Source organism: Streptococcus mitis (assembly GCF_946188615.1).
Taxonomy (GTDB): domain Bacteria; phylum Bacillota; class Bacilli; order Lactobacillales; family Streptococcaceae; genus Streptococcus; species Streptococcus mitis_BZ.
In genome coordinates, this window is the sequence record NZ_CAMHVK010000002.1 from 124,656 (window position 1) to 137,784 (window position 13,129).

A 13,129-nucleotide genomic window follows, 5' to 3' on the forward strand; every position below is an offset into this window, starting at 1 on the left:
AATTTTCATCTAATTTGAATAACTTTCAATTAAATGGTGTGAATTTCACCCTAAAAACACACGAATTGAGCTAAATTTTACTAAAAAGTTCATACAATTATATATTCATGAAATTGCGACATATTCATCATTTATCAATCCCCAATAAATAAGTTTTCCCACTGAGTGATAGATGCTGGTAGGATCAACTTATACTTCTCATAGAAATCTAACAAATCGTTGTCCCCTATCCTAACTACATTTTCAATCTTATCTAAATTTATCACTCTCGGAGCATATAAATATACTATATAGCCTTCATCTAAGTATTGTTTAAATTCTAAGGCGTCAAGTTCCTTTGCTTTCTTTCCTTTCACTTGAACTACTGCTTTTCTCGGGTTATCAATTTCTCTTGAAATCATTTCACATTCAATTTTTATAGTAGTTGATTTCTTTGCAATTGAATTAGAAAGGACATAGTAGTTTTCCTTAATTTGAAGATATGAGATGACAAGTTCTTCTAAATCAAATTCAGGTAGATTATCGAGGAGACCTCCACTATAGGTTGTTACCTCAAAATAATTCTTTTTCGAAAATTTATTAAATATCAATTTTGAATATTCAATTATGCTTTTATCCCGTATCCTCTCAACTGTACCACCAAGAGGTCTATTAAACGATGACTTTATCTGTCCAGGGACTTGCATTCCCACGTTAAATGCATCAACTTGGATAACTGATCCAATATCCAAATGAGTATCACAAACTACTTTGGCTTGAGATTTCGCTTTACATATCCAATAATTTCCACTTAAATCTCGTGTCCAGAATAAATCATCTATCTGAGCATCCTTAAAAACATTTATTGCTGGATTCGCTCTGCCTCTTTCTTTTTTTATTCGTCCATAGTATTCATTAAAGTCTTCTTCCCGAATATCGCTACTTAAGCGACTCCAACCAAGTGCAAGATACTGTTCAGAATTATTTAAACAGAAGCCAATTAACTCTTTCCTAATGTTATCGTCTCTTTTTAAATGTATTCTAGTCACATAATCCATTCAAATTAGCCTCTCTTACTTTTTTCTTTCAAGATTATTTCGACTCCCGCTTGATGTAAAATATCATATCTAACACGACTTACTTCTGATTCATCGATTAAATTAAGAAGATGATCAATTTCTTTTCTTCCTTCTTCACTTAACTTTGGCTTTATATCAACTAAGTTTTTTTGTAGTCTTAAAAACAATTGAATAGCTACTTCGTAATCTTTTTTCTCTTGTAATTCTTGCTGCTTGGCTAAAAATTCTTTTTCTTTCTCTTCGTTTTTCTTCCTATTTTGTTCAGCCATTTCACAAAGTATTTCATAATCCACTGTTTGAGTCTCAAAATCTTTTTTTACCAACTCCAACATTTGAGGCGTAATACGAATACGATTATAAGCTTCTTTTACTAAGGAAGTGATTTTATCCCAATAAGGTATTTCTGAGTCTTCTCGGAACATTAATATTTCCCGATCCGTTATCACAATTTTCTTTTCTTCATCAATGAAATAGCCTTTTTCTTTGTAATTATTTAACTCAAAAATATACTTCTCTAATCTCCATTGTTTGACAATTTTTTTGGCATTGTCAGATAAATCAGCGTTGACCACATATCCATATAACCAATCAGGAAGATTAATATCACCTATAGTCCATCTTTGTTTCTCATCTGAGTATATTTTATTTCTTAATTCTCTGTCGGGAAATTTAACTTTATTAAAAACGTACTTAATAATCTCGTCACCCTCTTGAATGTATTCGTTCCAATACTTGCTATACTTAGCGTAGGGGCTAAATGGACGAGTTCTATATATAACTCTACTCATTTCATCTTCTCCTTTAGTTGGTGAAATTCACAGTATTCTTTTATAACAGATAAAACTTTCTCCCAGTCTTTCTCAAACATCTAGTCAATGTAATTTTCTTCCATTTTCTTAATAAGAATCTTCATGTCATCAATTAACGACTGTGGAGACAATACCCTTAAGGATTCCGCTTGACCCAATAGCCACCTCTTCAGCCCTGGTGTATCCTGACTCACAAATTCAATAATATTACCATTTGATGTTTTTTCAATAATTTTTGCTGTTGGGAATTGATCAACAACAATTGCTGAATCATTGACAAATAGGACTCTGATCTTTAACTCTTTTCCTATGAATGGATCTACACGTTTATTACGAATGTCTCCATCACGAAATTTTCTTCCATATGAGAGAGAAGGTTTTTTCTTTTCTTTAGATTCTACCCAACTAAGAATTCTATCTAGTTTCAAGGTCATATAAGAATCAAAAACTAAATTATAAGCTACTATGTAAAAGTAATGAGTATCATAATAAAGCGATACCGGGAAAATGGTATGATGCTTTTTAGTATTATAGGGAGATTGATATTCAATATCTAGTAGCAATTCCTTACGAATCATTTCAGACCATTCCCAAACCTTATCAATACGATTTTGTGTATCTGACAATGGTGCATAATTTAGCAACTCACTTGCAATAATACTGGAAACTTCATTTTGCTCATCTTTTGAAATAAGTGCTAATAAACTATCAAGTAATGACTTGTTTTCTTCCTTATTCAAAGATCGATTTTCTAGTAAAATCTTTGAAATTACAAGAATATCCTTTTTATTAAACAAAGATTTTCCTTTTAAGTATCTTGTATGGTGCTTTGCATCATAAGCAAGCTCTGCTGCAACCATTGGTTGTGTATCTAAGAAACCAGACAAGAGAGAAAAATCTCGTTGTATAGTTTTTTCACTAACACCAAATTCATCAGCAAGCTGAGCCTTAGATAAATGCGCGCCAGACTGTAAGCGTAAAAATATAGTTAATAAGCGTTCTTGGTCGTTCATATAATTCTAATCCTTTACTAATATTATAGCATTCCCAATGGTTCAGATTCAATCAATTTCTTAGTTCAAATCTTTTACTGATAGTACTCTTTTTCAAGCACCGATTTCTTCTTTTAGAGCCTACTATAGATTTCTCTACCTTCCGAATCCTATCAACGATATTGATTTTGAAGATTTTGCTTCAATAGCTACAATAGCCTTATTGATATCTGTCAATGTAATTTGATTTAAAAAGTTTTCATCTTCTAATTGAATCTTATCACCTTCAACCACGCGTTGTGCTTGACAGAAGACAATCTCATCTACTAATTTACGAACGTATCGAGCATTTCCAAAATTGCTACAATTTACAACTTCTGAAAAATGCTGACGTAGTACCATCTTACAATCGTCGGTTAATTGATAATGTCTTTTATTTATCATCAATTCTAAAATAGCAATTAGTTGATCAATTGTATAATCGAAAAATTTTATTTCTCTGGAAATTCTAGAGGATAATCCTGGATTAGTTTCAATGAATTGAGCCATCAATTCTTCATAACCAGCAAAAATAACCAAAACCTCATCCCGACGATTTTCCATTTCCTGTATAATCGCTGAAATAGCTTCATGTCCGAAATCTCTATCACTACTTGGAATAAGACTATAGGCCTCATCTATAAAGAGTACTCCCCCTCTTGCATCATCAAAAACTCTTTTTACTTTTGGAGCAGTTTGACCAACATATTCACCAACTAATTCCGTTCTACCTACCTCCACTAACTTATTCTCTTTAATTATCTTATTGTTGTATAAAATTTCTGAAAAGAGCCTAGCAACTACAGTTTTCCCAGTCCCAGGATTTCCGGAAAAAACAAGATGACGATTTAATACTTCGTTACTAAATCCATGTGCCTGACGCATTACAGAAACTCGACTATATGCTAACTGCTGCTTTAGGACCATTTTCACTTCTTCTAAACCAATTAATTCACTCAGCTTTTTCTCCGCATTTTCTTCATCTTCAACTGAAGATTTATTTTGGAGAATGAATCCATCGAGATTTAATTCATTTTTTTCTGAAGGATCATAATTATTTTGCACTGCAAATTCAATAAGCTCTTGAACAAAAAGGCGAACTTCTTTGGCATCCTTTAGCACGTGATTTTCAGCTACTAATCGTTCAAAATCTTCGTTACTCAAATGAACACCTTTTTGATTTAGCATTTGAATACCAATTCCTTTAAGCTCTGATTCATCATACCGGGGGAAATTAATAATTGATACCTTATTAAAAACATCGAGTAACTCTTTTCTAATAGCTTCTGCTTCTTGAATGCTTCTAGAAATAATAATATTAAAGGAATTCCCCTTCTTTTGTCGAAAATTATCAAAAATATCTGATTTTGTTTTTGATCTTGCCGAAAGATAATCAACTAATACAGCGAAATATTTTTCACTCATTTTAGGAACAAAATAATGATTGCAATTAACAAATATCGCATTCATACCAAAGATAGACTCTAGAAACTTGATTGCAAACTTTCTACCCGTTCCTTTCTCACCAGTAAAAATATAAAAATGTTGTTGATTTTCATTATTGCTTATTTTTTCTTGGAAGGATATATAATCAATGAATTCTCGAATAGCTCCTTTAAATTCAATTAGGGCAATAATATCATTCAACTCGTCCAACTTTTCTAAATTGGGTTTTAATTGTTCAGAAAATCTTTCTTTTTCTGCACTAAGTAAGAATTTGACTAAATCTCCTATATCACTTCTGCCAAGTTTCTTGATAAAATCACTTTCTATTAAAGGCTCTACCTTAGCTAGTAAGAACTCATAATCAAAAAAATCATTTATTTTTTTCATAATTTCTTGGTCATTGTAATTTTCTTGAGAAATAAGATAGTATGATTCTCCTTCTTTCAAAAAAATTAAATGATTAGACGTAATAAAATCATTCGTCTGAGTTTTAAAAAAATCATCAGGATTCTTAAATTCAACTTGATAGTAATTCATTCACTCTCACCTCTTTTTATAATAAATTAATTTTACAAAAAAGGATGGACATTTATTGTCTAGTTAATTATTTTTTAAGAAAATAAAAAAGAACACCCAAAAAAGTAATCTTTTTAAGTATAGTAATTCTTTCGAATTAACGTTTACTAAATTGTGATGCTTTACGAGCTTTCTTAAGATCTGGTTTCCTAAATACTTCGAGTACACTTATGGTATTGATACCCCTAAACAAGCGACTTTCTGGTTGGCTTCCTCTTAAACTGTCTTGTCACTAACATTTGAAATCCACTTCCTTTTAGGGTACAATAGTAGAAATGATTTTTGAAAGGATTCCCATGAAAAAAATAGTAACACTTCTATTAATCTCAACTTTTGCCCTTGCTGGATGTAGCAGTATCCAACGTAGTTTGCGTGGTGATGACTATGTAGATTCTAGCTTGGCCACTGAGGAAAGCTCCAAAGCAGCAGCCCAATCTGCCAAGGAGTTAAACGATGCTTTAACAAACGAAAACGCCAATTTCCCACAACTATCTAAAGAAGTTGCTGAAGACGAGGCTGAAGTGATTCTCCACACAAGTCAAGGAGATATCCGTATCAAACTCTTCCCTAAACTCGCTCCTCTAGCGGTTGAAAACTTCCTCACTCATGCCAAAGAAGGCTACTATAACGGTATTACCTTCCACCGTGTCATCGATGGCTTTATGGTCCAAACTGGAGATCCAAAGGGAGACGGTACAGGTGGTCAGTCTATCTGGCATGACAAGGATAAAACTAAAGACAAGGGAACTGGTTTCAAGAACGAGATTACTCCTTATCTCTATAACATCCGTGGAGCTCTTTCTATGGCTAATACTGGTCAACCAAACACCAATGGCAGCCAGTTCTTCATCAACCAAAACTCTACAGATACCTCTGCTAAACTCCCTACAAGCAAGTATCCAAAGAAAATCATCGAAGCCTATAAAGAAGGGGGAAACCCTAGTCTAGATGGCAAACACCCAGTCTTTGGTCAAGTGATTGACGGTATGGATGTTGTAGATAAAATTGCTAAAGCCGAAAAAGATGAAAAAGACAAGCCAACTACTGCTATCACAATCGACAGCATCGAAGTGGTGAAAGATTACAATTTTAAATCTTAAAAACCAAAAAAATACAGTATCCACATTCGGTACTGTATTTCTTTTATCCTCATTCTTAAGTTAGCTTGTTAAAATCCCAGATTTGATCCATCCAGCCTTCATAGAAGTCTGGTTCGTGGCAGACCATAAGGATAGACCCTTTGTATTCTTTAAGAGCACGTTTGAGTTCATCCTTGGCATCCACATCCAAATGGTTGGTCGGCTCGTCCAGCACTAAGACATTGTTTTCACGATTCATCAAGAGACAGAAACGAACCTTGGCTTGTTCCCCACCTGACAAGACCTGAATTTGGCTTTCAATATGCTTGGTTGTCAGACCACAACGGGCAAGGGCTGCACGGACTTCTGCTTGGTTGAGAGCTGGAAAGGCATTCCAGACAGCCTCTAGTGGTGTTTGACGATTGCCACCTTCTACTTCCTGCTCAAAATAACCAAGTTCTAGGTAGTCACCGCGTTCAACTTCCCCAGCGATTGGCGGGATAATTCCCAAGAGACTCTTCAAGAGAGTTGTTTTCCCGATACCATTTGCCCCGATAATAGCAACCTTTTGATTACGTTCAAAGGTAAGATTTAAAGGCTTGGTCAGAGGACGATCATAACCAATTTGCAAATCCTTGGCTTGGAAAATAAAGCGCCCTGGTGTACGAGCCGGTTTGAAATCAAAGGATGGTTTTGGTTTCTCACTTTGCAGTTCGATAATATCCATCTTATCCAATTTCTTCTGGCGGGACATGGCCATGTTTCGTGTTGCAACGCGCGCTTTGTTCCGAGCAACAAAGTCCTTGAGGTCGGCAATCTCTTTCTGCTGACGTTCGTAGGCTGCCTCTAGCTGAGATTTCTTCATCGCATAGACTTCTTGGAACTGGTAGTAGTCACCAGAGTAACGCGTCAACTGTTGATTTTCCACATGATAGACAATATTAATCACATCGTTCAGGAATGGAATATCGTGTGAAATAAGAACAAAGGCATTCTCATAGTTCTGGAGATAGCGCTTGAGCCAGTCAATATGCTCAGCATCCAAGTAGTTGGTCGGCTCGTCCAAAAGCAAGATATCGGGCTTTTCAAGGAGGAGTTTAGCCAAAAGTACCTTGGTTCTTTGCCCACCTGACAAAGAGGTTACATCCGTATCCATGCCAAAGTCCATGACACCAAGGGCACGCGCCACTTCATCAATTTTAGCATCCAAGGTATAGAAATCACGACTCTCCAAACGGTCTTGAAGTTCGCCAACTTCTTCCATGAGAGCATCAACGTCCGCTCCATCTTCAGCCATTTCCATATAAAGGTCATTGATACGAGCTTCAGCTTTGAATAGCTCATCAAAGGCCGTACGGAGAACATCACGCACCGACTGCCCTTCAGCAAGGACAGAGTGCTGATCCAAGTAACCAGCGGTCACATATTTGGACCATTCAACCTTTCCTTCATCTGGCAACATCTTACCAGTCACAATGCTCATAAAGGTCGATTTCCCTTCACCATTAGCACCGACCAGACCGATATGTTCTCCCTTGAGGAGACGGAAGGACACATCTTCAAAAATTGCACGGTCACCAAAACCGTGACTCAGATTTTTAACTTCTAAAATACTCATTTTAATTCCTTATCTTGTTTTTATACTCTTCGAAAATCAAATTCAAACCACGTCAGCTTCACCTTGCCGTACTCAAGTACAGCCTGCGGCTAGCTTCCTAGTTTGCTCTTTGATTTTCATTGAGTATTATGTAATCGGTTATAGAGGAGCCAAGCCAGATAGCCACCCAAGGTATTGGTCCACAAATCATCAATTTCAAAGACGCGATTGAAATCAAAGAAAAAATCCAAGACCAACTGCGTACACTCGATTCCAAGACTCACTAAAAAACTGAAAAAAATCACTTTTCTTGTCTTACGCAAGTTTGGAAGGAGATAAAGGAGTTGGAAAACAAGAGGAAAAAGCAAGAAGACATTGAGGATATTTTGTAAAAAAATCCAAAATAATTGTCCTACATCACTCACTTCGCCCAGTTTCCAGAGAGAATTGAAAGGAGTCAAAAGAAAAACCAGGCGTCCAAGATGCTGAATACCTGGAGTTTCCACCCCCACGGGAGATTGTTCTTGAGGAGTAAAGCAAAAGTAAACGATACAAATACTATAGAAAATGGCTCCCCAGACCAAAACATGATTATAACTCTTCTTCATCATTAAGGATTGACTGCTGCAACTGCTTTCTGGCGGTCACGTTTCATTGTATTGGAACGCAATTGTCCACAAGCTGCATCAATATCTGTTCCGTGCTCTTGACGAACCACACAGTTAACCCCTTTTTTCTTAAGCGTATCATAAAAGGCCAGGACGCGCTCTTTGGGACTACGGCTATATTGATCATGCTCGCTAACTGGATTATAAGGAATCAAGTTTACATAAGACAATTTCTTGATATTCTTGAGCAATTCAGCCAATTCCAAGGCTTGTTCTACACCATCGTTGACTTCATTAAGCATAATATACTCAAAGGTTACACGACGGTTGGTTGTTTTGATGTAGTACTCAATAGCTGCAAAAAGTTTTTCAATCGGAAAGGCACGGTTAATCTTCATGATGCTTGAACGCAACTCATTGTTAGGTGCGTGAAGGGAAACGGCAAGATTGACCTGAACTCCTTCATTAGCAAAATCACGAATTTTATGGGCCAAACCTGAGGTTGAAACCGTAATGTGACGAGCACCGATAGCCATTCCCTTGTCATCATTGATGGTACGGACGAAATTCAAGACATTGTTGTAGTTATCAAAGGGCTCACCGATACCCATGACAACGATATGGCTGACGCGTTCGTCCTGACCACGCTCATCAAAGTATTTCTGAACCAGCATGATTTGTGCTACGATTTCACCGTTATTGAGGTCACGTTGTTTCTTAATCAAACCAGAAGCACAGAAGGTACAACCGATATTACAGCCGACCTGAGTGGTCACACAGACTGACAAACCATAGTGTTGACGCATGAGTACTGTCTCAATCAACATACCATCAGGCAATTCAAAAAGATATTTAACGGTACCATCAGCAGACTCTTGAACGATACGTTGTTTCAAGGGATTGACCACAAACTGGTCATTGAGCTTAGCAATCAAATCCTTGGAAAGGTTGGTCATCTCTTCAAATGACTGGACACGTTTACGGTAGAGCCATTCCCAGATTTGATCTGCACGGAATTTCTTTTCTCCCTGCTCCAAAACCCATTCCTGCATGGTTTGACGTGTTAAACTATAAATTGACGGTTTCATTTCTTCTCCTTATTCTCTACTCACTTCTGACGAATGACAAAATGACGTTGCCCCTTGTCCTCTTTCTGAGAATGCTGGTCCTTCTGACGACGTCTATTTTTCTTATCTGCATTCGGTTTTCGTTTTGTTTGAGTCGGTTTCTTTCCTTTTCTAGAAGGTGTTTCTTCTTCCTTCTTACGCATTTTCTTGTCAAATGAAGCTCGCTTAGGGGCTTCATTTTCTAAGACAAAATAGGCACAACCATAACTACAATACTCTAAAAGGTAGTCTTGTAAACGACTGATTTTTTCAAGTTTTTCTTCTGTTCGATCATCCTTGTAAAAACCTCGTAGGCGAAGCTGTTCGTTGCTCCAGTCTCCCACGATATAATCAAACTTGGTTAAGACTTCTGAAAAACGCTGATTAAAAGCCGTCACATCAAAGGCATCCTTGATATTTTCCACCAAGGAAAAAGCTATCCCTTCCGTTTCAACCTTGTCCCCGTGTAAATGAAACTCAGGACCAGGAAACTTGTTATAGTTGTATAATTCAGGTGCAATTTCTTTTCGCATAGATATCCTTTTTTCACGATTACTTAATACTTTATTCTACCATAATTTCTAGCAGTTAGCACGTTTCTCATAAAAATGAAAAAAGTCTGACGATTTTGTCAAACCAGAATAATATAACCTTAAAAAGAGAAGAACAATTCTTCCCTCCAACTATCATTATTTAGCAGCTGCGTACAATTCATCTACTTTATTCCAGTTGATCACTGAGAAGAAAGCTTTGATGTAGTCAGGACGCACGTTGCGGTATTTCACGTAATAAGCATGTTCCCAAACGTCCAAGCCCAAGATTGGTTTTTTACCTTCTGAGATTGGTGTGTCTTGGTTTGCTGTTGAAGTCACTTCAAGCTTCCCTTCTTTGTTGACAACCAACCATGCCCATCCTGAACCAAAACGAGTTGTTGCTGCTGCAGTGAAGGCTGCTTGGAATTCTTCAAATGAACCAAATGTTGCATCGATTGCTGCTGCAAGTTCTGCTGAAGGAGCTGTTTTCTCAGGAGTCATCAATTCCCAGAAAAGAGCGTGGTTCAAATGTCCACCACCATTGTTGATAAGCGCTTGACGGATATCAGCTGGGATAGATTCTACATCAGCAAGCAAGGCTTCAAGATCTTCACCGATTTCAGGGTGTTTTTCTAGAGCTGCATTGGCATTGTTGACATAAGTTTGATGGTGTTTGTCATGGTGCAAGTGCATTGTTTCCGCATCGATGTATGGTTCCAAAGCGTCGTATGCATATGGAAGATCTGGTAAGATAATAGCCATCTGTAATACCTCTTTTTCTTTCTATATGAAAATGATAACGCAAACATTCACTTTTTTCAAGTTTTTTGCTTATAGATGAAAAAATCACTGAAATACTTTCTAATAATACTCTTCGAAAATCTCTTCAAACCGCGTCAACGTCGCCTTGCCGTAGGTGTAGTTACTGACTTCGTCAGTTCTATCCACAACCTCAAAACACTATTTTGAGCAACCTGCGGCTAGCTTCCTAGTTTGCTCTTTGATTTTCATTGAGTATAAAATAAGTAAATCACTAAGAAACCCACGACAAGATAATCCTGACGCGGGTTGTAGTTTCAAAAAAATATCAATTTACCTGACTAGCAATCTGTAAGAGTGCCTTTTCAAAAAGGAAACCTTTTTCATAAAGACCTGTTTTAATCTGATAGTCTGTCTCAATCAAATAGGAAATAGCTTGCTTCAAAAAGCTCAAGGAAAGTCCTCGCGAATCCCTCAACGCAAACTTGATTTGATAGGGATTTGGATTGCGTCCGAGAAAACTTCCTAGACTACTTGCAATCTGCGATTCTGCTTGCCCAGACTCCGACAAAATCTTCACCTGAGTAAAAGTCCGAAATTGTCCTAACATGACAGCTATGAGCTTAATTTCGTCTTCCCCTTGCAAGGTCAAATCTCTAACCAAGTCACGCGCCTGGTCCATCTTTTTAGTCAGAATAAACTGAGTTAAATCAAAAATATTGTCCTGCAAGGTCTTGGGAATAGCATTGACAATATCCTCTTCCTCGATAATAGAATCTGCCTTATAAGATTGTAAAAAGAGGAGATTTTTCTGGATTTCGCTAAATTGAAAACCAGACTTGATTAGGAGATTTTCAAAAGAATTCTTGGTAAACTGCAGACCTTGTTTCTGGCTCCACTTTTGGAAATACTGTCGCAATTCTTGTTCTTTTGCTTCTACTGCATCGAAGACCTTAGCATCACGCTTAAGTAATTTAACCAACCTTCTTTTGCTATCCAGCTTTCCTTCCGCAAAGATCAACAACTTGGTTGTTGGAGAAGGATTGTCAAGGTATTCCTCAAACGACTTGAGCTCATCATCTGTTAAAAAGCGTTTCTTGGCTGTTGTAATATCGACAAAATGATCCAATATCACGATTTTCTCATCCGCAAAGAAAGGAAGGCTGACCAACTCCAGTTCCACATCCTTGTAAACTACTTCTTTCATATCAAAGTAGGCAAAGTTGAGGTCAGCAGAATCATAGCCAATCTGTTTCAATACTTGGCTCTTCATAACTTCAAACTGACCCTGATCTGTCCCTGTAAATAGGCTCAGGCTCGATAAATTTGATAAAGTCAACTTCTGGCTTTCTTCAATGGCTAGCATCTTCTCTCCTTTCTTCTAACTTTTTAGTTCATTTAATCGATATAGCGCAATTTCCCACGGAAATCCTCTAGGCTCTCGTACCCTTTTTCCTCCATGATTGCTTTCAGTTCATTGGTAATACGATCAAAAGCACCAACTCCCTCTTTGTGAAGGGTGGTTCCCACCTGCACCATACTCGCTCCACAGAGGATATGTTCAAAGGCATCACGACCAGTCAAAACGCCACCGGTTCCGATGATTTGGATTTGAGGATTTAAGCGTTGATAAAAGGCATGAACATTAGCTAGAGCAGTTGGTTTGATATACTCACCACCAATGCCACCGAAACCATTTTTAGGACGAATAACGACAGACTCATCTTCTATATAAAGGCCGTTTCCGATAGAGTTGACGCAGTTGACAAACTTAAGAGGATACTTATTGAAAATAGCTGCCGCTTGGTCAAAGTGAACAATGTCAAAATATGGTGGCAATTTAATTCCAAGAGGTTTGGTGAAGTAGGCAAACACCTCTGCCAAAATCCGGTCTGTTGTCTCAAAATCATAGGCAATCTGAGGTTTTCCTGGAACATTTGGACAGGAGAGGTTTAGCTCAGTCAGACCACGAAAATCACTCTCTTGGACTTTTTTCAAAATAGTATGGGTTTCCTCTGGAGACATGCCAACTAGAGATAAAAAGAAAGTTCGGTTTGGCTCTTTTTCCTGCAAGTCCAAAAGATAGTCCAAATAATAGTCTAAACCATTATTTGGCAAGCCCATAGAGTTGATAGAACCAAGTGGAACATCTTGGTAGCGTGGCTCAGGATTTCCCTGACGAAAGTCCAAGGTTGCTGTCTTAGTGACAAAGGTTCCTACCGCTGAGTTTTTAACCCCTTCTAACTCCTCTATCGTCATACAAGCCACACCTGCTGCATTCATCAAACAATTGTCAAACTCAAAGCCAGCTATTTGTGTTTTCGTTGATACCATGATTCTAATCCTCCAGATTCCTTTTATTGCTAATATTATATCACATTTTCAGATTTTCTCTTTGAGAAAGATATTTACAAGAAAAAGGTTCGTTTTTATCTATTTTCAAAAAGTCTCAAAACTAAATTGATAGAATTTTTAGAAAATTTTTGTTTTTCTCTTTACAGTTAAAAAATTTTCTGCTATAATGACT

General features: G+C 37.1%; 12 protein-coding genes. 1 reads left to right on the forward strand and 11 read right to left on the reverse strand.

Going from position 1 to position 13,129, the window contains the following annotated elements; translation table 11 throughout:
• Positions 1-134 precede the first annotated feature (134 nt).
• From OCF95_RS02455 to OCF95_RS02470, 4 genes are all read right to left on the reverse strand, one after another.
• Entirely contained in the window at positions 135-1,037 is a 903-nt protein-coding gene (locus OCF95_RS02455) for a hypothetical protein (protein ID WP_000386831.1), read from the reverse strand.
• A 5-nt stretch (positions 1,038-1,042) separates the two neighbouring features.
• Positions 1,043-1,846: a hypothetical protein gene (locus OCF95_RS02460; RefSeq protein ID WP_000091993.1), complete on the reverse strand. Its 804-nt coding sequence runs from the start codon at positions 1,844-1,846 to the stop codon at positions 1,043-1,045.
• An 80-nt stretch (positions 1,847-1,926) separates the two neighbouring features.
• Positions 1,927-2,880, reverse strand: a complete 954-nt coding sequence (locus tag OCF95_RS02465) for a helix-turn-helix transcriptional regulator (protein WP_000999613.1) — start codon at positions 2,878-2,880, stop codon at positions 1,927-1,929.
• A gap of 135 nt (positions 2,881-3,015) precedes the next feature.
• The gene (locus OCF95_RS02470) at positions 3,016-4,881 is read right to left on the reverse strand and encodes an AAA family ATPase (protein WP_261011202.1); all 1,866 of its coding nucleotides are present in this window, start codon (positions 4,879-4,881) and stop codon (positions 3,016-3,018) included.
• A 335-nt stretch (positions 4,882-5,216) separates the two neighbouring features.
• Between OCF95_RS02470 and OCF95_RS02475 the strand changes: the two genes are divergently transcribed.
• Entirely contained in the window at positions 5,217-6,020 is an 804-nt protein-coding gene (locus tag OCF95_RS02475) for a peptidylprolyl isomerase (RefSeq protein WP_261011201.1), read from the forward strand.
• A gap of 55 nt (positions 6,021-6,075) precedes the next feature.
• On the opposite strand, the gene OCF95_RS02480 is transcribed toward OCF95_RS02475, so the two are convergent.
• The 7 genes from OCF95_RS02480 to OCF95_RS02510 all read right to left on the reverse strand — a co-directional run bounded on the left by OCF95_RS02480 (position 6,076) and on the right by OCF95_RS02510 (position 12,936).
• Entirely contained in the window at positions 6,076-7,617 is a 1,542-nt protein-coding gene (locus OCF95_RS02480; protein WP_000025377.1) for an ABC-F family ATP-binding cassette domain-containing protein, read from the reverse strand.
• A 116-nt stretch (positions 7,618-7,733) separates the two neighbouring features.
• Entirely contained in the window at positions 7,734-8,207 is a 474-nt protein-coding gene (locus tag OCF95_RS02485; protein WP_261104828.1) for a VanZ family protein, read from the reverse strand.
• Positions 8,207-9,292 carry a dual-specificity RNA methyltransferase RlmN gene (gene rlmN / locus OCF95_RS02490; protein WP_261104829.1) on the reverse strand — a complete coding sequence of 362 codons (1,086 nt, stop codon included), beginning with the start codon at positions 9,290-9,292 and terminating at the stop codon, positions 8,207-8,209. The genes OCF95_RS02485 and rlmN overlap by 1 nt, the downstream gene beginning before the upstream one ends.
• Before the next feature lie 20 nt (positions 9,293-9,312).
• On the reverse strand, positions 9,313-9,843 hold the full coding sequence (locus OCF95_RS02495) for a YutD family protein (RefSeq protein WP_049511066.1): 531 nt from the start codon (positions 9,841-9,843) through the stop codon (positions 9,313-9,315).
• A 156-nt stretch (positions 9,844-9,999) separates the two neighbouring features.
• Positions 10,000-10,605, reverse strand: coding sequence for a superoxide dismutase SodA (sodA, locus tag OCF95_RS02500; protein ID WP_000974733.1), 606 nt, complete (start codon positions 10,603-10,605; stop codon positions 10,000-10,002).
• Positions 10,606-10,930: 325 nt separating this feature from the next.
• Positions 10,931-11,968, reverse strand: coding sequence for a DNA polymerase III subunit delta (gene holA / locus OCF95_RS02505; RefSeq protein WP_261011200.1), 1,038 nt, complete (start codon positions 11,966-11,968; stop codon positions 10,931-10,933).
• Between the two features lie 32 nt (positions 11,969-12,000).
• Complete coding sequence (locus tag OCF95_RS02510; RefSeq protein ID WP_261011199.1) at positions 12,001-12,936, reverse strand: dihydroorotate oxidase; 936 nt, start codon at positions 12,934-12,936, stop codon at positions 12,001-12,003.
• Between the last annotated feature and the right edge of the window lie 193 nt (positions 12,937-13,129).